Raw genomic sequence first — 19,638 nt, 5'->3', positions numbered from 1 at the left:
CAGTCCCGCGCCGATTCCCCAGCCGCCGCGCCAGCGAACCTGCGTGAGACTATCCTGCACTGTCGACGTGTGCTCCGTCGGGCTCGCGGCTGCCGAGAGCGGTGTCAGGGGCGCAGCCTGGGTACTGCTGATAGGAGATATCGCGATCAGGCCGGTGAGAGAAAGGGCAAGTGTGAGTCTCCGCATCTGTGGCTCCTGTAATTTCAGAATGCCGTCTCAACATCAGCCTGCAATCTTGGTTTCTGGAGTCAAGGGTTCGGGACACTATGTCGCGCCGATTGCTGGTCAGACACACGAGTGTACGACACCGTACCAACTCCATCGCCTCCGTACCTTTTCAGTAGTATTCCTGAACTAGGCAGCCTGTTTACTTTCGCGCTCCAGGAAGCCTTCGACGTAGATCATGCGGACAGCAACGAGCAGGACAGCGATCAAGGGCGTGGCAACGATCAGCCCGATCAAACCAAAGAGAGTGCCAAGGATCGTTTGGGAAAGGATCGTGAGTGCGGGTGGCAGCGAGACCGTTCGTTTCTGGATCCATGGTGCGATAACATTTCCTTCCAACAGCTGGATCGTCAAAAACAAGAGCCCGACCCAAGCGGCAAGGGCAGGAGACTGTGCCAGAGCCACAAGGATCGCCGGCACTGCGCCGGCAAGTGCCCCGATGTATGGCACGAAGTTCAGAAGGGCCGCCAGTAGGGCCAGTGATAGTGGCAAGGGCGAACCGATGAGGAGAAGGCCAAATCCGAGGAGCAGACCAACGATCAGCATGTCGACGAGTTGACCAAGAAACCAGAGCCTAAGCGTAGCACCGAGCTCTCCGGCAACTTCTCGGCCGCGAGGTCGCCAGGCCGTTGGAAGCAAACGAAGCGCGCCTTCGAGGTACAATTGGGGCGACGCAGCGAGGAATATCGCTGTCGCCGCCGTCACGACGAGAGTGCCACCTATGCCGAGAACGGAGCCAACGACGCCTGTGACGTAGCCGGTCAGGCCGGTGCGCAGAGACTTTCCGGCGATCTGCAGCTGTTGAGCCAAAATCGAGCCCCACGGGTTGTTTTGCAGTTCGCCCCATATCCGTGCCAGCTGGGTTCTCAGTTGCTGGCTGATCTCGTCGGCTTGATTGAAAATGGCGCTGCCCCTCCACCACAGTAGCGCACCGAGTGCGAGGCCTGTCACGAGAATGACGAAAATCAAGGACGTGTACGGCCCAAGGCGCGTTACGCGACGGACCGCGTTGCTGGCACCCCGCAAAACGCAAGCGATGACCACGGCGCTGAACAAGAGCAACAGTATGTCGCGAAGCAGCCAGACCGAGAGGGCGAGAAATAGAGCCATTGCGCTTACACGGAGGGTGCGCTCGATATGCCTCACATGAACAGTCAATTTGTCTTCCAATTCGTCTCCTTTGTCGGAACAGTCCAGATTCCGAAGCTCGACATTGAAGTTGCGCTGGCGAGACCACTCGGAACATCATCGCGGCGATCGCGTCGCGATGTATGTAATACTCTGTTGCGGCCTCAAATGTTCTTGTAGGCAAACGAATAATTCTCGTCCGAAGACCGCCGAAGCACTAGAGCGAGCTCGGGCATCGTGTTGCTGATCGTCGTTCGCTTCTGAGGAGATGGCATGAACAGCGTTCTAATCTCCGGGGTTGGAATTGCCGGACCCACGCTTGCCTATTGGTTGAAAGCAGCCGGCTTCCAGCCGACGCTCCTCGAGCGCGCCTCCGCTCTACGGAGCGGAGGCTATGTCATCGACTTTTGGGGGCTGGGCTACACCATCGCTGAACGGATGGGATTGATGCCGGAGATCAATCGCGACGGCTACTACGCCAGAGAGCTTCGGATCGTAGATGAAGCTGGCCGTCGGCTGGCCGGCTTCGGTACCGACGTCTTCTCCGAGTTGACGAATGGACGATACGTTACTCTTCAGCGCAGTGACCTCTCGCGCATGCTGTTCGAACGGACCAGCGGCGTCGAAGCCATTTTCGGAGACGAGATCATTCTCGTCGAAGAGAAACCAGATTGCGTCGAAGTCCAACTGAAGCACGGCGGCAGGCGCAGGTTCGACCTTCTCGTCGGGGCAGACGGCCTGCATTCAGCCGTGCGCAGTCGGGTCTTTGGACCACAGGCTCAGTTCGAGCGGCGTCTGGGGTATATCGTGGCTGCATTCGAAGCTCACGGCTATCGACCGCGCGACGAGGATGTGTACCTGATCTACGGTCAGCCGGGCCGCATGGTAGGCCGCTTCACGCTGCGTGACGATCGCACCTTGTTTCTCTTGGTATTTGCCGAGCATCACTCAGTTTTTCCGGAAACGCCGATCTCGCAAAAGGCGCTCCTTCATGAAGTCTATGGCGGAGATGGCTGGGAGTGCGATCAGATGCTCGTCGAACTGGAGCGCGCCGGTGAACTCTATTTCGACACCGTCAGTCAGATCAGGATGCCGAACTGGTCACGAGGTCGGGTGGCGCTCATTGGTGATGCGGCTTTCTGCGTCTCGCTCCTGGCAGGGCAGGGATCGGCGCTGGCGATGATTTCAGCTTATGTCTTGGCCGGTGAACTCGCCATGTCCAGTGGACGATGTTTGGAGGCGTTTGCGGGATACGAGGCGCGGCTGAAGAGCTATATAGGCCGGAAACAGCGAGGTGCGGAGCGCTTTGCCGGGGCCCTGGCGCCGAGAACGCGTGTGGGAATGCTCTTCCGCAACGTCGTGGTCAGAAGTTTCTCGATCCCGGGACTGGCGAGGCTCGCAATTGGGCGGGACATCGCCGACGAACTGGAGCTTCCTGACTACCGCTGGGCGGGGACATGAATCGACGGACAACCACTAAGGGCGTCCAATGGCGGTGACGTGGGGGCTCGGTGGGCGCGGATTGTCGCCATGCCTCTTGGAAGGAACTGCCTTTCGGAACCAGAGTTCATATCGGTGTCTGTGCGCAATAGTGGTCAAATGCCCTCGGTCCTGACTTACGGCACGCGAAAAGCCCTGATCGGCAGCAGCATCAAGCCGTTTGCTGAAGAGCGGAAGGTCAGCCTTCTCGTGCTTTGCGCGCTCGCCTTGGTCATTGGCGTCATGACCGGACTTGGCGCCGTCGGCTTTCGCGCGCTAATCGGCCTCATGCACAACTTGTCTTACAATGGCAGGCTGAGCGTCGTTTACGACGCAAACGTCAGTGAGGGCCCCAGTCCTTTCGGCGACTTTGTTCTTCTTGCGCCTGTGATCGGCGGCCTCATCGTCGTCTTTCTCGTCCGGCGGTTCGCTCCAGAAGCAAAGGGACATGGCGTACCCGAAGTGATGGACGCCATATTCTACAAGCGCGGCAAAATTCGGGGTTCGGTAGCTTTGATAAAGGCGCTGGCGTCCGCAATATCGATCGGAAGCGGCGCCGCCGTCGGGCGCGAAGGCCCTATCATTCAGATAGGCTCAGCCCTGGGCTCAGCCTTTGCTCAATTCATCGGGCTCTCGACCCGGCAGAGGATCACGCTGCTGTCCGCGGGCGCGGGCGCGGGCGTCGCCGCGACCTTCAATACTCCGCTGGGCGGCGTGCTGTTTGCTCTGGAAATTCTTCTGCCGGAAGTTTCAAACCGGACATTCCTTCCAGTCGTCGTGGCCACGGGGGCTGCGACGACGATCGGGCGCATCCTGATCGGTCCGGACCCGGCCTTTTCGGTTCCGGATGTGCAATTCAGCATGGTTGCATCCTTCAATGCGCAGGAAGCTCTCGCATTCGTCCTGCTTGGCCTGTTGTCTGGAGCGGCAGCCTGGGCGTTTATCCGTCTGCTCGTCTTCATGGAAGACGGGTTTCCGAAGCTGTCTGGCAACGAGTATGTTCAAAATATCATCGGCATGTCGTCAATCGGCCTGACGATGCTGGTGCTCACCAATGCCTTTGGCCACTCCTACGTCGACGGAGTGGGCTACTCCGTCATTCAGGAGATACTGGACCACAAGATGACGGCGGCGGGGTTACTGGCCCTGCTGTTTGTGCTGAAGCTGTTGGCAACGACGGTCAGCCTCGGCTGCGGGGCGTCGGGCGGGATCTTCTCGCCATCACTATACCTTGGCGCCACGCTGGGGGCCGCCTTTGCCGCTGCAACCAATTCAATCCTGCCTCATTCAGGGCTAACGCCATCTTCGGCCGCGATCATTGGAATGGCGGCCATCGTCGGTGCAGGTACGGGCGGCGTCATGACGGCGATCGTGATGGTCTTCGAGATGACCCGCGATTACGCAATCATCGTTCCGGTGATCGTTGCGGTGGCGTTGGCTGCAGGCGTCAGGCGTGCACTCGTCAACGAGACGATCTACACGGTCAAGCTGCGCCACCGCGGTCACCGCATTCCAAAGGAGCGGCATATAAACCTCTATCTGGTGAAGCAGGCCCAGGACATCATGGAAAGGCGCTTTATCGTCGCCGGAGTAGGAACGACACTAAAGCAGGCCATGGCTGCGGAAGATATCGATGACGCACTTCCTATCGTGGTTGAGCGCGAAGGCCGGATTGTCGGGCTGATCCCGCCACGTTCCGGATTATGGGCGGAGTCGCAATCGAATCCAGCTCTCATGGTCGAGCAATTCGTCGAGCGGCGGATGGTCATTTGCCGCGATCAGGACCATCTAAGCTTGGTGTTTGCCAGGTTGAAGCGCCATCGGGCCGGCGCAGCAATTGTTGTCCGCTCTGCCTCGCGCCCGCGCGTTAAGGCTATCGTCGGCGTCCTGACCAAACGCGTGATCGCAGATGCGGTCATCGACAGCTATGAGGATTGATCAGTGCAAAAATGAGACGCTTGTCGCCTGCGCTTGAAGGGTCATTGGAGACGAGACCTATTGTCCGACAGTCCGCTTTGCCACCCAGCCTAGAGTCGAGCCTTGAATGATGATGCTGAACAGGACGACCGCATAGGTTGAGGCGAGGATGGCGGCCTTGGCCGGGCTGTCCGGCATTGATAGGGCGAGTGCAACTGAAATCCCGCCTCGAACGCCCGCCCAGGTGAGAAAGGGCGCGTTGCGCAAGGAGAGCAGCCGAGTCCATCCGAATAGAAATGGTTGAACCGAAACAGAAACAAAGCGGGCGAAAAGAACGACTGGCACCGTCGCTGCTGCCAGACCGAGGCTGCGAGGGTCGAAGCGCAGTATCAAGGTCTCCAGCCCGATGAGCAGAAAAAGGACCGAATTGAGAATTTCGTCGATGAGGATCCAGAGCGCGAACAGATATCCTTGTGTCCGCTCACTCATTGCGTATCGAGGTCCTCGGTCGCCGATGAGTAGGCCCGCGGCGACCATGGAGAGCGGGCCACTGACGTGCAGATGCAGCGCAAGTGCGTAGGTTCCAGTGACGAGGGCAAGCGAGATCAGCACCTCGATGGCGTAGTCGTCGATGAGCCGCATCGCGCGATACGCAACATAGCCAGTCAACAAGCCCAACATTATTCCTCCACCAGCTTCGCGAACGAGTAACTCAGCGACATCGGCGGCCGAAACCTGACCGCCGTCTCCGGTGCTCGCAAAGCGAAGCATGATCGTGAACAGAACAATCCCGACGCCGTCGTTGAACAATGCCTCGCCTTCCGTCTCGATCTGTAGCTCTTTGGGCACTTTGGTGTTGCGAAGCGTACTCAGGACAGCAACGGGGTCAGTCGGGCTGATCAGTGCGCCGAACACGAATGCCCAAGCCAAAGATACGGGTAGGTTCAAAAGGCCGCAGATGAACCAGAACATCAGGCCTACGAGGACGGTTGAAATTGAGGTGCCGAGGACGGCCAGAATAAATACCGGAATGGCGCGGCTTCTGAGTGTGTCCAGATCTACGTGCAACGCGCCGGCGAACAGCAGAAATGCAAGCATCCCATTCACCACGACTTCGGCAAAGTCGATCTGCCGGAGCCCATTGGCAAGCTGGTCTAATAGTTGAATCGTGGGAAACGCCGCATCCAAGCCGATCAGGAGCAGTGACGTCAGGACGCTCATCACGAGAAGACCTACGCTGCGGGAGAGCGGCAGGAACTTGTGATTGAGCCAGCCGAAGACGGCACACAATGTAAGCAGAACGGCAGCGATATCCATCAGCGAAAGCACGACAGGCTCCCTTGTGCTCTGGCGAGAGTGCCTGTTCACTCCCTTCCATTAAGGCCGCTGCTCGCTCTACTCATTGAGGGCAGTGCGTTCGAGATGGCAACTTTTGAAACGTGAATAATCAAAAGCAACTTCGGCAGTTCCTGCGGGACATGTAAGCGGACTGAGATGCGCCTCAATCCCAACCCGTCTCCGCGACCGAGTCAGCTGTCGGTTTTGCATCTGCGGCGAAAGATCGCGACGACGATTGTCAGTATCGTCGTTCACTCCGCATTCATTGGACCGACCTAGAAGTGCGGAGGGGGCGTACAACAAGGAAGAACTATGAAGAAAATCGCCTATGGATTTGCGGCCGCTGCTATGCTTGCGGGCACTCAGTTCTTGGTTCCTGCCAATGCGATGATGGCGCCACCTGTCGGGGCCGCGGCAACATCCGAGACGATGCAGGCTGGCTATCACTATCATCATCATCGGAGGGTCTGCACCGTGCGGACCGTAGTCAAGCGCGGCTATCATGGTCGGCGTATCGTCAAGCACGTGCGTGTCTGCCGATAAACGCAAACTTGGAGGGCCGTCGATCGAGGCGGCCCTCACCTTGCATAAGAGCAATCTTTGCGCAGGAGATCGGTGCGCCGCACGTTACATCGGAAGCTGACGCTCAAGAGTCCGGGAAAATCGACGTGCCGCGATCTCCAGCGCCGCGATACAAAGAGCCGTGAACAACATACCGAGGACCAGGAGCACCACGACTGTATCCATGATCGAGCGAGTTCCTGCAAAGGATCGGGGCGACGAATCTGACTTCGTCATTCCTCGATTTTGGTTGCCACACGCCTATTGCCGTCAAGCAATCGCGTATGCCGAGAACAGAAGGCAGGTGAGATAGATGCAAGCGAGGCAAATGCCAGCGGTTCTCGCCGTGCGGGCATCTAGCCGCGAGCTCGTCCGAGTGGCGAGCCCGGGCAGTTTCTGATACTGTGCAAAGAGCTGGCGACCGGCACGTCCTCGAAAAAGTACATTTCTCATGTGTGCCTCCACACAAACCTGATCCGATCCAACAAGGTGCGGAGTGCAGAAGCCGGAAAGAACGGTGTTCCGGCCGGCGACCCGCGTTGGTTCTCTCGTCCGCTTCACGCAAGATAGTGGACGGCGTCCCATCGGGCAGTCAGGAGATGAGCGGGGCTTGTCGGGATAATCCTGACGTCCGCAAGCCACGCAGGGCCGTTTGGCCCACCTACTTCCCGCTCAAACTTGATCCGCACTCTTTCCCGAATGGCACAACCAGCCAAGGGCCACGCCGTAGCGCACTATGTCGGCACGCGTGAACAGTCCGAGCTTTTCGACCGCCCTGGCCTTGTAAGTTTCGACGGTCTTGATGCTGATGCTTAGCTGAGTGGCAATTTCCTTGTTGCTGAAGCCCTGTGCGATGAATCTGAGGACCTCACTCTCGCGCGGTGTCAGCTCGCCGGCTGTGGAAGCGCCGGAAGACGAGTGGGCGCCCTGCGCGGATGGAAGTGCTTTCTCCGCTATTGCTGGATCCAGATACAAACCACCTCCAGCGATCGCGCGAACTGCGCGCTCGAGTTCGTCGGCCGCAGAGCGCTTCAGCAGATAGCCGCGAGCTCCCGCTTGCAGCATCGGCTGAACGTAGGCGTGATCCTCGTGCACGGTCAGCGCCAGAAGACGAACTTGAGGAAGCTGCGTCGCTAGGGTACGAGCAACTTCGAGGCCACTGATACCGGGAAGTGAAATGTCCAGGATGGCAATGTCCGGTGTGGCCTGGCGAATGATGTCTAGGGCGGCCTGTCCATCCGTTGCTTCCCCGACGATCTCGATGTCATGCACGTCCTGAAGCAACGCCTTCATTCCGGCCAGAACAAGCGGATGATCGTCAGTCAACGTGATCCGGATCGGGCACATAGCCCATCTCCTCTATTGGCACCGGTATTCTCATGAAAAGAGAGGTGCCGTGGCCGGGTTCAGATTCAATCGCCAAAGATCCACCGAGCAGCGTGAGGCGCTCCTCGATGACGGACAGGCCCAATTTTGCGTGGCGGCTCTCACCCTGCGAGAATTCCTGAAAGTCGAAGCCGTTCCCGTCGTCTTCGACGACGATCCTAAGCTCAGCTGTGCGTCGGTCGATGACCACGCTGACGTTTCGAGCTTGCGCGTGTTTGACCACGTTGTTCACGGCCTCCTGGACGGCGCGGTAAACCGCGATTTCGACGTCCTGGCCGAGACGATCTCTTCTTCCCAGAGGCTGAAAATCAACGCTGATCCCGAACCGGCGCCGGATCTCCGCGCAGAATGCCTCCAGCGCCTTGTAAAGTCCCAGGTCATCAAGGGCGGTCGGGCGCAGGTCAGAGGCGATTTGATGGATATCGCGCCCAATCCCTCTCGCGAGTCCTTGCAGCCAATTGAGCCTCTCCAATCCAAGCTTGCGTTTGGGGCTCGTGCCCAGAAGCGGCTCCAGGTTCTTCAGACCGAGAAGTAGACCTGTGACCGTCTGGCCGATCTGATCGTGAAGCTCTCTTGCGATTCTACGGCGTTCATTTTCTTCCGCTTCGGAAAGACGTCGAAGCAGTTGCTGTCGCTCCAGCTCGGCTCGCTTGGTCTCGTCGATATCCAGAATGACGCCATACACGACGTCCAAGTTCTTATCATCGATGCGAGACAGCCGCCCGCTGGCCCGCAGCCACCGGCTGTGAGGGGGAGCGGTCCGGAAATCAGCAATCGCCACGTTTCCCGAACGGCAACTCAGCAAGGAAGCCTCAAAGTTCCGCTGGTCGGCGGGATCAATACAGCTCAGTATCCGATCGATCGGAAGGATCGTATCTCCTTCGGAGCGCGAACCGTCTATCCGGAGCATCTCTCGGGCGCGGGGCGACACGATCGCTTCTCTGCTCGCAAAATCGCAGCTGAACACGCCGAGATCTGCGGCATCAATCGTCAGCCTCCGTCGCTCTTCACTTGCGCTGAGTGCCAATGCTGCCTGCGCCTCTTGCTCGCGCCGGCGAAGCGAAATGTCGCGTATGGTGTACCAGGCCAAAGTCAGAGCCAACACGAAGCTCAATACCCCACCCCCGGCAAGGAAAATGGCTGAGCGCTGGACGGGACCATTCAGTTCCTGCGTCGGTATTCCGAAATGGACCGACCATCCGCTGGTTCCGGGTATGACTTTGTAGATCGAGTCGACTTGTTCGCCGGCAGGCGTGGTGTTGACGTAGCTTCCCTCTGGCGCTGAGGCTATCGCCTGGCGGACCGTAGCGCTGGCAGATTGTCCGAGTTCGGATTGTTCACCGAAGGTGCGGGCGACGATGTTCCCCTTGGCATCGACCACGAAACCCACCCAGCCGGCCGGGGCTCCTGCGCTCTTCAAAATCTGGCTTATTGCATCGGGCACCAGGGCCACCGTGAGTACAAACTTCAATTGCCCATCGCGCTCAACGGGGGCCCTGACGGCCACCACGCGTTTGCCGGTGATGGGACCACGTGGCCCAATTCCGCCGATCGCCGGCTTTCTCGTTTTCAGGATCTGTTCGAAATTCTCTCGGTCGGCGGTGGCGCGCATCCCATCTCCGAGTGGACGGCTGACATCAAGCACCTGATTCCCGTCAGGATCGACGAGCTGAATCGTCTGCCAAAGAGGACGTGCTTCGTTGACACGCGTCGCTTCTCGATAGAACGCGTCAAGGTCCGGCTTGTCGAGTGTTGCGGAAGCCGCGACGGTCTCGGCGATCTCGAGCTGGAGGCTGATCTCGGAGGCAAGCCGGTTGACGACGCTATCGAGCGTCTCCACGGCGGCAGCCTGAGAGCCCCTGCGCTGCTGCTGCGCGTTCAGGAAAACGACCCAACCCGCAAAAAGCGCAAGAGGCATCGCTGCCGCGATGAAGACGAGGATCAAGGGGCGGCGGGCTGCGCGCCGGGAGATTGAGGTGGGCGCCTCCTTGCGGGTGGGTATCAAATGAGACAGCAAAACGCCCACGTGCTGGCACTTCCCCGATATTTCTGGTTCTTGTCAGGTTTTTCCCGACAGTTCTATCGGTCACCCTGACTCCCAGGATCGCTCCATCCATCCCATCGTACAGGTAATCATTGTAGCGGTCTAGAATTGGGCTTGACATGGAACATTCTTCATCGCCGCTGCGGTTGATCGAAAACGAATTCAACCCGAAGCGGCTTGGTTTGGACGAGCCCTTCTGCGGTACTAGCCGCAACGAACTCGTCTCCCGACTGTCGGCTTCATCGCAGTGCCGTTTGCTCGAAAGCTGCGAGACGGTGTCTCTGAACAAAGGGCAAATTCTCTACGATCGCGGCACTCCTCTTCGCCATGCCTACTTCATCGAGTCCGGCGGGTGTTCTGTCACGACCCGTGCGGGCGACTGCCTGCCGGTCGAGATCCATACGCTCGGGATGAAGGATTTTGTCGGCGTGCCGTTGGTACTGGGCATGCACGTTTCACCGCACCGCTGCAGCGTGAGAGTGCCGAGCCAAGCGCTTCGGATCCACTCCGATCAGCTGATTTCTTTGATCAAGAAGGACGTCGAGCTTGAAAAGATGCTTTTAGGCTATGTTCAGGCGATCCTGATTCACAGTTCGCAACTATCAGCCTGCAATTCCAGGCACACGCTGCACCAGCGCCTCGCGCGGTGGCTCCTGGTTGCCAGCGACAGGCTCGGGTCTCGCGAGGTACCTTTCACGCACAGTTACATAGCCAATGCTCTCGCGGTCCGGCGCGCCGGCGTTACGGTCGCTCTCGGGAGTATGATGCGCGACGGAGTGATTGGATGTCGCAGGGCGGGGGTCGTCGTCATGGACGAGGCCAGGTTGAAAGCGATGTCTTGCGATTGTCATGGGATCATCCTGTCGGCGCACAACCGTCCTTGTGCGGTGCCGCCCCTCCGCATTTCGTATTCGTGAACGCGATTCCCTGCTGCCGTTAAGGCGACTGTACGGCAGCCAACAGAGTCTAGATATTCTTGAAGCGATAGAGGCGGAGATGTCATCGCAAGAAAGCCGGATCCGAACCGATACCGAAGTTCTGGTGGGAGCCTTGGAGGAGGCCCAAAGGCTTCTTGCCGTTTACGAGAACCCCTGCTGCAATCGCACCAGGGACGACATTATCGCTATGGTCGAGTTCATCATATGCAACCCTTCCGTGACACGTGCAATGCTTCATCAAAAGATGCGCAGCCGCCTCAAGCTGGTCGGATAAGTCTCGTGCGGCAGCGTACCTTCGCATGCAGGCAAACGAAACTTGCGAGCGTGCGATGAGTTGACGATGATCCAACACAACTAGGAGCAATCGTCATGAAGACATCACTTTGCATTCTTGCCTCCGCGATGCTGCTGGCTACGCCTGCCATGGCGCAGTCGTCCCAGAACAACGCGACGATCGCGGCGCCCAACATGCAGCCGGCTGCCTCGACCGCCTCCATGCACAAGGAAGGTGAATGGCGTGCATCGAAACTCGTTGGTGTGAACGTCTATAACAACAGCAACGAGAAGATCGGCGACATCAATGATCTGATCCTGGATTCCAGCGGGCGGGTTGCCAACGTGGTGATCGGGGTGGGAGGATTCCTTGGAATGGGCGAGCACAACGTCGCCGTAACATTCGATCAGCTCAAATTCGCCAAGGAACCGGTGAAGACCGTGTCCAGCGATGGCGCTGGAAAGACCGGCAATGCCGGTTCGACGAGCACGACGGGAAGCGCATCAACGTCGGCCCACCGAAGCAACAATTGGTATCCGGACCACGTGGTGCTGAACGCCAACAAGGATCAGCTGAAGAAGATGTCTGAGTTCAAGTACTGAGCCGATTTCGGTCGGTATTTCCAACATGCTTATCGGCGGTGTCATCTGAGATGGCGCCGCCTTTTCTAGTTGTCTTTGATCCGGTCGGCTAGATTTGTGTAGCAGGAAAAGCAGTCTTGAATTTCCGCATTGAATCGATCAGCTTGCGTGCCGCTGGCTGAGGTCGACGATGTCTGATGAAGCACTGCCGGAAGAGGTAGAGGAGCTTGTCCGACGCTACATTCGCTCTGTGGCGCAGCTCGAAGCCCTTTTGTTCTTCCACAAGCGGCCCGGCGAGCGGTTCGACGTGGAATCGCTCGCTGCACGTCTTTACGCGGGCAAGATCGAGATGGCCGATGCTCTAGCGTCCCTGAGGAAGGATGGCTTCCTCGACGGCGAGGCAGGGATCTATGCGTTTGCGCCGCGGCCCGAATTGCGGCCAGTGGTCGATAGCTTGGCCTTGGCGTATTCGCGGCATTTGATCCCAATCACACATATCATCCACAACAGCCCACACCGCATCCAGGCATTTTCAGATGCCTTCAGGATTCGAAAGGATTAGTCATGGCTGCGGTGATTTACACACTTTGCGCGATCACGAGCGGCTTTTGTGCATGGCTGCTCATTCGGGCATATATCGGTAACAGGTCGAAGTTGCTCCTATGGAGCGCCGTCTGTTTCGCGGGTCTGACTTTCGAAAATGCTGCTCTCTGGATCGATAAGATCGTATTTCCTCAGGTTGATCTTTCCGCCGTGCGTCTATCGATCGGCCTGTTCGCCATGACGGTCCTGCTTATCGGCATGATCTGGGAGGCCGACTGATGGACCATTTGAATCCCGTTCTTTCAGGTGCGACGGCATTCGCATCGCTCCTGGCGAGCATATATTTCCTGAAGTTTTGGCGTAAGACAGACGACACCTTTTTCCTGCTCTTTGCGGCTGCGTTTGTGATCGACGCCGTTGCGAGATTTGTCCTGGCTGTGGTGCAAGTGACGAATGCGAGCGAGCCGGTGTACTTCATCCCGCGCCTGATCACATTCGGTCTGATTGCGCTTTCGATCGTCGGGAAGAATGCGCTGCCGAAGAAGCGCAAGTGAAGCGCGAATTCAAGAGGCGCTGACTGGCAAGATTGCTCGGGGTGCAACCGTACAACCGGTTTCGCGCTTTGAACGACGGGCAGGGGAATTGACCACTGACCTTACCCGGGACGGATGGAAAGGTCATGCCGTCAGGAGAGGCGGACCCCAGCCGAGGAACGCTGGGATCCCAGCTCCCGCCGCGCGCTAATTCACCCGGAGGTTGGCGGGCTGCTGTGTGGGACAGGAGTGATCTTCGGCAGAGCGCGCACAGCTTGCCACGCGACGAAACACGGTACAGTTCTGTACAATTGGCAGCCGATCTGCCCCGCTGCCGCTTGCTCGCGGGCGACCTCCGAAGGATATTGTGCAGGGGGCTTTCATGATCAGCAAATCGAATCAAACGGCACTCGATGTGTTTCCGCAAGCGTACTGCCTGTCTTGCGAGGAAAAGACGCCGCATCGGCATGAACGGCTGGCAATCCACGGTACGCAAATGGCACGTGCGACTTGTCTCACCTGCAACAACGAGCGTACGGGCTTTGAGGCGGGGAAGCGGCTCGCCAATCCGAGCTAACAGCAGCCGTCCTTTGGTCTGGTATATATTCGCTTACTACCGCTTAGCGCAATCGGCAGTGCCCAATGCGCCGCGAGAGCTGCGCCTGCTACTAGACGGCTCGAGCAAATGGCTGCGGACAGTCGGGGTAGCTCCGGAGTGACCCCGATATCGTACAAGGAGTTCTTCCGCTATGGCATTTTCGGCCTGGTGGTAGCCGCAGTCGTGGCGTTCGGTATCTCGCCATTTACCGGAGGAATCGTACAGCAGTGGTCGCGAAGCGATGTTGAAGCCAGATCCAAGCTGGTCTTCAACGCCATCCAGCCGTTGCTTAGTCGTGATCTGGAAGACCAGGCGTGGGACCGGCTCTCGGACCTTTTCAAGAGAGTCGCGCTCGACAAGAAGATTCTCGCGGTTGGATTTTGTGATCCGGAAGGCTCGTTGCTCGCGCCAACTCCGGAGATGCCGGCGAGCTTCTCCTGCGAAAAGTCAGCCAAATCCGAGAGCGACAGTTTCGCAAGCATCGCCAGCGGGGGGCGACGCATTCTTGTAGCTGCGTTTCCGATCTCGAGTAGCCGAGGTCGTTCCTACCTCGTCATTCTAACCGACCTCAGCTTTGCGGCGGCCAGGTCCAGCCAGGTGCTGGCGTATCTGCTCGCCGCGCTTGCCGGCGTCGTTCTGGTCCTGACCGTTGGCACGATCATTTTCGCCGTCCTCATGATGCGCGGCTGGATGAAGGCATTGCGACGCGCGGTCGAGGAGGTCCGTCGAGGTGCTCAGGGAGTGCACCTTCAACTCGGTCGCTCGTCTATCGATCGAGAAATTCACAAGCTGTTGCGTAGCGCCGAACAAGTTACGTTTACAAGCCAGATCGAGTGGACGCCGAAATCGCTTCAAGAGGTGCTGCAAAGCGTCTTGCCGGGGGCCGAAGTTCTCGTCCTTTCCAATCGGGAGCCTTACATTCACAACACTTCGGAAGCGGGGACTGTGGTGCAGCGGCCGGCGAGTGGATTGGTCTCGGCCCTGGAGCCGATCATGCGTGCCTGCGGTGGCACTTGGATCGCACACGGCAGCGGCAGCGCCGATCGGGAGACTGTCGACGACCACGATAGGCTCCGCGTCCCCGAGGCAGCCCCGGCCTACACGCTTCGGCGCATCTGGATCTCTGAGAAAGAACAGGACGGATATTACTACGGTTTTGCCAACGAAGGGCTCTGGCCATTGTGCCATATCGCTTTCGTGCGCCCTACGTTCAGGTCCAGCGACTGGCAGATGTATCGGCAGATCAACCAGCGCTTTGCCGATGCAGTCGTTGCCGAGGCGCGGACCGAGGACCCCATCGTGCTGGTCCAAGACTATCACTTCGCGCTTGCTCCGAGAATGATCCGTGAGTGCCTGCCGAAAGCCACGATCATAACCTTCTGGCACATTCCGTGGCCGAATGCAGAAACCTTCAGCATCTGCCCATGGAAGGCCGAGATCATTGAAGGAATGCTCGGCAGCACCATCGTGGGATTTCACACCCAATTTCACTGCAACAACTTCATCGAGGGTGTCGATCGCTTCGTGGAAAGCAGGATCGACCGCGAGGTGCAGGCGGTTAGTCTCGGTGGACATGAGACCAGAGTACGTGCCTATCCGATCTCGATCGAATGGCTATCAAGAGAGGTGGAGAAATTGCCAGCTCCCGCGGAATGCCGATCCGGTATCATCTCGCAGTTTGAGTTGGCGGAAGGAACGAGACTGATTGTCGGTGTAGAACGCTTCGACTACACCAAAGGCATCCTTGATCGTATGCAGGCCGTCGACGCGCTGTTGTTGCGCAATCCGGCCTGGAGGGACAGGGTTGCGTTCATCCAGATCGCAGCACCGACGCGCAGCAAACTCAGCGCGTACTCGAAGCTCCAGGCTGAAGCGGAGGCGCTCGCTGCCGAAATAAACGAGCGGCACCGCGGTCGCCAACCCTTGATGCATTTGGTCGCGCGGCACTACGAGCCGTCAGACGTGTTCCGGCTGTTCAGAGGGGCCGATGCCTGCGTCGTCAGCAGCCTGCACGACGGAATGAACCTCGTCGCGAAGGAGTTCGTTAGTTCGCGAGAAGACAACGCTGGGGTCCTTATCTTGTCGAGCTTCACCGGGGCGTCACGAGAATTATCCGAGGCTCTCATCGTCAATCCCTATGACACCGAAGAAATGGCATCGGCTATCGAGCTTGCACTTACAATGCCAATCGAGGAGCAGGCCGAGCGCATGAAGCTCATGCGACAGCAGGTAAAGGAGCATAACGTCTATCGCTGGGCAGGCACGATGCTGGTGGACGCAGCGAGAAGTCGCACCCGCGAGCGGGTTCTTGGCCTGGCCACCAAGGCCCGTAATGGCGTGAAGCAGATCTGAACGGGCTCTCCTCAGGTGGCGGTCCTCGAGAAAATCAGTACCAAAGCGTACGGTTGGTTCTTTCCAAAACGACAGCTCGGTCGCACTCTCGTGCTTGCGACTTTTTGCTCCGTGATGTGGAGGAGGGCGAATATGAACATGCTGATCGGAGCTGCGACGCTTGCGGTAGCAGGCATCCTGATCTTCATTGGGCTTCCCGATCGGACCGGCGAGCAACCGAAGTTCCTGCGCTTTGAAGCAGCGCTGGTTCTGTATCCTCCAATGATCTTGTCGTTCATTGGCCTCGGCGCTGCGGCCCTGATTTCAGGCCTGCTCACCAGATAGTCGCCTTTCCGGACATAGAGACGACCCTACAAACCCGCCCAAAATGCAATCGGTCACGGCGTGACTTGGAAGCCATCGTCCAGGAGGCGAATGCGTAGCCCATGCCGGCAATCCCAGGCATCAGTCAAGCCGGAGTAGAGTCTGCTCGCGGGCTTAGCCGTTGGAATTCGGCCCGCCAGAGTGCCGAAACGACCTCAGCAGGCGATTCAGTGCCGGGCTCGCGGCGCGGCGGAGCTCCTGAAGATTTCTCTGCGATAGTGCCCGCAGTTTCTGTTCACCTCTCCCGGTCAGTTTGAGGTGCACACGTCTGGCATCCTGCGGGTCGGCAACCCGGCCTACTAGCCCAAGCTTGGCCAAACGATTGATCAATTCAACCGCTGAGTGAGGCCGGATCAGCAGAAAGCGCGCAACATCACCGACTGTCGCAGGACCCGGGCGCACGAAGCCCTTGATCCCAAGCAGCGCCTGATGCTGCGTCGGCGTCAATCCCTGCTTTGCCGCGGCTGCCTCGCTGAAGGCCAGAAAGCTCCGGATCTCGTACCGGAACTGCGCAAGCGCAGCATAGTCGGAGTCACGCATCGGCTCGGTAGCTGAGGACCGCCCGGACCTGGCCGCAGTCGCCCGTTGCGTCCTCTTCATCTGAACCATGCCGTGCCGCCTCCGTGCTTCCTACCCGGCAACGCGAGCCGTTAGCCAAAAGTAGCAAGCAGGAGCGCCCGGACCAAGCAGCGGGAATTCCGGATGCACAGCTATTGCGCCCCTATTCGAAGCTCGACAGCAGGATCTTCACCAGGATGATTTGAAACGCGATCGGGATCCGGGCGCTCTTCCGCCTGATTGAGCGCTGCAGCGCACCGGCGATCTCGGCGCTGGTCAGGCTGCCTGCCGAGGCATTGGCGATCAGCTCGCTCCACATCTGCGACAGCGAACCGCCGGGCGGGATTACCGGCTTGATAGACACGCCGCAGCCCTGCGCCCATTCCACGATCTCCCGCATCGTATGCGGCCCGCAATTGCGCGCCGTCGCGAGACGTTCGGCCGTGAGCGCCCGCAGCAACTCGCGCGATGGCGACCAGTTCCCTTTCGGCGGCTGCTCGCCCTTGAGCTCGACTGCGAGCTCCTTCAGAACGTTCTGGGCACGCACGCTCAGCCGCTTCATCGGCCCGGGCACACGCTTCGCCTGAACAGAGCCGACTGCCGGTCCCCGCTCACCTGTCGTTCGATTGCGAGGCTCGGGCATGCGCGAGGCATCGCCGGACTGTGGTGTCGCCCCCTGTCCGTTCACCTCTTCCACCGACCACGCCGCGTCCTGCCGCTCCGCACCTTGCGGCCATGACCGTCGCTTCCGGGTACCCGCCACTCTCGTTCGCCGCGCCATTTCTCTCGCCGAACCCGCCAGTCTCGTACTCACAAAGGCTAATATATATCGGGATACGATATGTTTTCGCGACATAATTTTGGTCGTTCGACCAAAGACGGATTTGACAGAAGGCGTTCACAAGTAATGCTTGCGCCCAAGAGCTACACGCGGATGTGACGTGCCCGGCGCGGGCAGGCCCTCGATGCCGGCTGCCGCCGGACAGGTCGTGCTTTGCCTGCAAACAAGAACGATGTTCGGAGGAAATGACCATGACTGACAACATCCGCCGCGGCCTCTCGCGCCGTGGCCTGCTTCAGACCACCGCGGGCCTCATCGGCGGCGCGGTTCTGCCCGGGATGCCGGCATTTGCCGAGGACAAGCCGGCGATCGGCTCCTACCCTGCGGGGGTCTCGGGTTCCACCGCTTTCATCGGCATCTCGGTGCCGCGCACCGGCACGTATGCCGTGCAGGGTGAAGACGAGCTCAAGGGCTATCAGCTCGCGATCGAGCACATCAACAGCGGGCACGACCTGATCAAGAAGATATCGCCGAAGACCAGCAAGGGCGTGCTCGGTAAGGAGCTGAAGTTCGGCGTCGCCGATTCCGCGGCCAAGCCGAACGAGGCGGTGCAGGCGCAGCAGCGCTTCATCAGCGAGAACAAGGCAATCATGATCACCGGCGGCACGTCCAGCGCCGTTGCGGTGGCGCTGAACAAACTCGCCCAGCGCGAACACGTAATTTTTGTGTGCGGCATTTCGGGCTCGAACGATACCACTGGCAAGGATTGCGTCCGCTACGGCTTTCGCCAGAACTTCTACGGCCAGACTGCGGCTGCGGCGATCGGCCCGGTGATGGTGCGTGAGTTCGGCAAGGGCAAGAAGGCGGCGTATTTGACGCCCGACTACACCTACGGCCACACCGTTACCAAGTCGATGCAGGATTTCCTCGCGACGGCCGGCTGGACCACCGTGACCAACCAGGTCGCCCCGCTCGGCGCCCCCGACTATTCCTCGTACCTGCTGAATGTCGCGAATTCAGGCGCCGACGTGCTCATCAACGTCAACTGGGGCCACGACGCGGTACTATCGACGCAACAGGCCAAGCAGTTCGGCGTGCTCGACAAGATGAAGCTGGTCGTGCCGTACCAGGTGCCTTTCATTGCGCGCGAGACCGGCGGCCTGATGCAGGGCGTCTATGCCGCCACCGATTATTGGTGGACGATCGAAGACAAATTCCCGCTCGCCAAGATGTTCAACGAAGCATTCGAGAAGAAGTACGGCTACAAGCCCGAATGGGGCGCCGAGAACGCCTATGTCAGCTTCGCGCATTGGGCGCACATGTGCGAGCAGGCCGGCAGCTTCAGCCCGCCCGACGTGATCAAGGCCTACGAGAAGGGCGAGACGATCCCCTCCCTGGTCGGCGACGTCCATTACCGTCCCGAGGATCACCAATGCGTCCGGCCGGTGATCATCGTCAAGGGCAAGGAGCAAAAGGACATGAAGAACAAGGAAGATTGGTACGACGTGGTCGAGATCGTGCCGGGTGAAGGCCTGATGCAGAAGCCGGACGCCTTCGGCTGCCACCTCGGCGACTACAGCTGAGACCTGGCTAACCTCTTTGACGCCGCGGACTGCACTCCGGTCCCGCGGCGTCACCTTTTTCTGACGCGCACCATCGCGCGTCACAACAGCGATTGTCGCATGATAAGTTGGCCCAACCTCATTTCACAGCTTTTCAACGGGCTCGCGCTCGGCGCACTGCTCGCGCTGATCAGCTCCGGTCTGACCATCATCTATGGCACGCTCGGCGTGCTGAACCTCGCGCACGGCGCGATGTTCATGATCGGCGGCTATGCCGGCTTTGTCGCCTACCAGTATACGGAGTCGTTCATCCTCGCCGTGATCGCGGGCTCCCTGTTCGTAATGCTGCTCGGCGTTCTCATGGAACGCGTCATCATCCGCCATTTCTATCATCGTCCGCACGAGGATCAGCTGCTCGTGACCTTTGGGCTCGGCATCTGTTTCGTCGAGCTCGTGCGCCTGATCTTCTCGAGCCAA

The 19,638-nt window shown here is 59.0% G+C and carries 17 protein-coding genes and 1 pseudogene; 12 read left to right on the top strand and 6 right to left on the bottom strand.

What is annotated here, in order from left to right; all coding sequences use genetic code 11:
• Positions 1-354: 354 nt before the first annotated feature.
• Complete coding sequence (locus IVB32_RS31070) at positions 355-1,395, bottom strand: AI-2E family transporter (RefSeq protein ID WP_247395329.1); 1,041 nt, start codon at positions 1,393-1,395, stop codon at positions 355-357.
• A 231-nt stretch (positions 1,396-1,626) separates the two neighbouring features.
• On the opposite strand from IVB32_RS31070, the gene IVB32_RS31065 reads away from it, so the two are divergent.
• Both IVB32_RS31065 and IVB32_RS31060 read left to right on the top strand, forming a co-directional pair.
• Positions 1,627-2,814 (top strand): FAD-binding domain, encoded by a 1,188-nt coding sequence (locus tag IVB32_RS31065; protein WP_247412508.1) that lies wholly within the window; start codon positions 1,627-1,629, stop codon positions 2,812-2,814.
• A gap of 138 nt (positions 2,815-2,952) precedes the next feature.
• Positions 2,953-4,770 (top strand): chloride channel protein, encoded by a 1,818-nt coding sequence (locus IVB32_RS31060; protein ID WP_247412504.1) that lies wholly within the window; start codon positions 2,953-2,955, stop codon positions 4,768-4,770.
• Positions 4,771-4,827: 57 nt separating this feature from the next.
• Here IVB32_RS31060 and IVB32_RS31055 read toward each other — a convergent pair whose 3' ends face one another.
• On the bottom strand, positions 4,828-6,078 hold the full coding sequence (locus IVB32_RS31055; RefSeq protein WP_247412501.1) for a sodium:proton antiporter: 1,251 nt from the start codon (positions 6,076-6,078) through the stop codon (positions 4,828-4,830).
• Positions 6,079-6,399: 321 nt separating this feature from the next.
• Between IVB32_RS31055 and IVB32_RS31050 the strand changes: the two genes are divergently transcribed.
• Entirely contained in the window at positions 6,400-6,630 is a 231-nt protein-coding gene (locus tag IVB32_RS31050) for a hypothetical protein (protein WP_247412499.1), read from the top strand.
• A gap of 690 nt (positions 6,631-7,320) precedes the next feature.
• Here the strand turns inward: IVB32_RS31050 and IVB32_RS31045 are convergent.
• Both IVB32_RS31045 and IVB32_RS31040 read right to left on the bottom strand, forming a co-directional pair.
• Positions 7,321-7,995, bottom strand: coding sequence for a response regulator transcription factor (locus IVB32_RS31045; RefSeq protein ID WP_247412497.1), 675 nt, complete (start codon positions 7,993-7,995; stop codon positions 7,321-7,323).
• Entirely contained in the window at positions 7,967-10,060 is a 2,094-nt protein-coding gene (locus tag IVB32_RS31040) for an ATP-binding protein (protein WP_247412494.1), read from the bottom strand. The genes IVB32_RS31045 and IVB32_RS31040 overlap by 29 nt, the downstream gene beginning before the upstream one ends.
• Positions 10,061-10,197: 137 nt before the next feature.
• On the opposite strand from IVB32_RS31040, the gene IVB32_RS31035 reads away from it, so the two are divergent.
• From IVB32_RS31035 to IVB32_RS31005, 7 genes are all read left to right on the top strand, one after another.
• Positions 10,198-10,995, top strand: a complete 798-nt coding sequence (locus tag IVB32_RS31035; RefSeq protein WP_247412492.1) for a Crp/Fnr family transcriptional regulator — start codon at positions 10,198-10,200, stop codon at positions 10,993-10,995.
• A 390-nt stretch (positions 10,996-11,385) separates the two neighbouring features.
• Positions 11,386-11,892, top strand: a complete 507-nt coding sequence (locus tag IVB32_RS31030; protein ID WP_247412490.1) for a PRC-barrel domain-containing protein — start codon at positions 11,386-11,388, stop codon at positions 11,890-11,892.
• 169 nt (positions 11,893-12,061) lie between these two features.
• A complete protein-coding gene (locus IVB32_RS31025; protein WP_007607493.1) occupies positions 12,062-12,433 on the top strand; it encodes a hypothetical protein in 372 nt (123 codons plus the stop codon).
• Between the two features lie 2 nt (positions 12,434-12,435).
• Positions 12,436-12,693, top strand: coding sequence for a DUF5985 family protein (locus tag IVB32_RS31020; RefSeq protein WP_007607494.1), 258 nt, complete (start codon positions 12,436-12,438; stop codon positions 12,691-12,693).
• Positions 12,693-12,968: a DUF5985 family protein gene (locus IVB32_RS31015; protein ID WP_247395144.1), complete on the top strand. Its 276-nt coding sequence runs from the start codon at positions 12,693-12,695 to the stop codon at positions 12,966-12,968. Before IVB32_RS31020 ends, IVB32_RS31015 begins: the two co-directional genes overlap by 1 nt.
• Positions 12,969-13,632: 664 nt before the next feature.
• Entirely contained in the window at positions 13,633-15,897 is a 2,265-nt protein-coding gene (locus tag IVB32_RS31010) for a trehalose-6-phosphate synthase (RefSeq protein WP_247412487.1), read from the top strand.
• 132 nt (positions 15,898-16,029) lie between these two features.
• The gene (locus IVB32_RS31005) at positions 16,030-16,221 is read left to right on the top strand and encodes a hypothetical protein (RefSeq protein ID WP_247412485.1); all 192 of its coding nucleotides are present in this window, start codon (positions 16,030-16,032) and stop codon (positions 16,219-16,221) included.
• A 153-nt stretch (positions 16,222-16,374) separates the two neighbouring features.
• Here the strand turns inward: IVB32_RS31005 and IVB32_RS31000 are convergent, their stop codons facing one another.
• Entirely contained in the window at positions 16,375-16,869 is a 495-nt protein-coding gene (locus IVB32_RS31000) for a MarR family transcriptional regulator (protein ID WP_247400144.1), read from the bottom strand.
• A gap of 112 nt (positions 16,870-16,981) precedes the next feature.
• Positions 16,982-17,392, bottom strand: a complete 411-nt coding sequence (locus IVB32_RS30995; RefSeq protein ID WP_247412482.1) for a hypothetical protein — start codon at positions 17,390-17,392, stop codon at positions 16,982-16,984.
• A gap of 458 nt (positions 17,393-17,850) precedes the next feature.
• Here IVB32_RS30995 and IVB32_RS30990 point away from each other — a divergent pair, with 458 nt between their 5' ends.
• Positions 17,851-19,182: a substrate-binding protein gene (locus IVB32_RS30990; RefSeq protein ID WP_247412479.1), complete on the top strand. Its 1,332-nt coding sequence runs from the start codon at positions 17,851-17,853 to the stop codon at positions 19,180-19,182.
• 99 nt (positions 19,183-19,281) lie between these two features.
• A pseudogene (locus IVB32_RS30985) lies at positions 19,282-19,638 on the top strand (branched-chain amino acid ABC transporter permease); the annotation flags it as partial.

Origin of the sequence: Bradyrhizobium sp. 23 (genome assembly GCF_023073295.1) — a bacterium.
In the GTDB taxonomy this organism is placed as follows: domain Bacteria; phylum Pseudomonadota; class Alphaproteobacteria; order Rhizobiales; family Xanthobacteraceae; genus Bradyrhizobium; species Bradyrhizobium canariense_D.
The sequence above is the reverse complement of the archived record's forward strand: the minus strand, read 5'-3'. Positions and strand labels throughout refer to the sequence as shown.

Excerpts from the sequence above, each read along its gene's own strand:
- IVB32_RS31065 (WP_247412508.1), top strand. The coding sequence starts at position 1,627 with ATGAACAGCGTTCTAATCTCCGGGGTTGGAATTGCCGGACCCACGCTT.
- IVB32_RS31060 (WP_247412504.1), top strand. The coding sequence starts at position 2,953 with ATGCCCTCGGTCCTGACTTACGGCACGCGAAAAGCCCTGATCGGCAGC.
- IVB32_RS31050 (WP_247412499.1), top strand. The coding sequence starts at position 6,400 with ATGAAGAAAATCGCCTATGGATTTGCGGCCGCTGCTATGCTTGCGGGC.
- IVB32_RS31045 (WP_247412497.1), bottom strand. The coding sequence starts at position 7,995 with ATGTGCCCGATCCGGATCACGTTGACTGACGATCATCCGCTTGTTCTG.
- IVB32_RS31035 (WP_247412492.1), top strand. The coding sequence starts at position 10,198 with ATGGAACATTCTTCATCGCCGCTGCGGTTGATCGAAAACGAATTCAAC.
- IVB32_RS31030 (WP_247412490.1), top strand. The coding sequence starts at position 11,386 with ATGAAGACATCACTTTGCATTCTTGCCTCCGCGATGCTGCTGGCTACG.
- IVB32_RS31025 (WP_007607493.1), top strand. The coding sequence starts at position 12,062 with ATGTCTGATGAAGCACTGCCGGAAGAGGTAGAGGAGCTTGTCCGACGC.
- IVB32_RS31020 (WP_007607494.1), top strand. The coding sequence starts at position 12,436 with ATGGCTGCGGTGATTTACACACTTTGCGCGATCACGAGCGGCTTTTGT.
- IVB32_RS31015 (WP_247395144.1), top strand. The coding sequence starts at position 12,693 with ATGGACCATTTGAATCCCGTTCTTTCAGGTGCGACGGCATTCGCATCG.
- IVB32_RS31010 (WP_247412487.1), top strand. The coding sequence starts at position 13,633 with ATGGCTGCGGACAGTCGGGGTAGCTCCGGAGTGACCCCGATATCGTAC.
- IVB32_RS31005 (WP_247412485.1), top strand. The coding sequence starts at position 16,030 with ATGAACATGCTGATCGGAGCTGCGACGCTTGCGGTAGCAGGCATCCTG.
- IVB32_RS31000 (WP_247400144.1), bottom strand. The coding sequence starts at position 16,869 with ATGGTTCAGATGAAGAGGACGCAACGGGCGACTGCGGCCAGGTCCGGG.
- IVB32_RS30990 (WP_247412479.1), top strand. The coding sequence starts at position 17,851 with ATGACTGACAACATCCGCCGCGGCCTCTCGCGCCGTGGCCTGCTTCAG.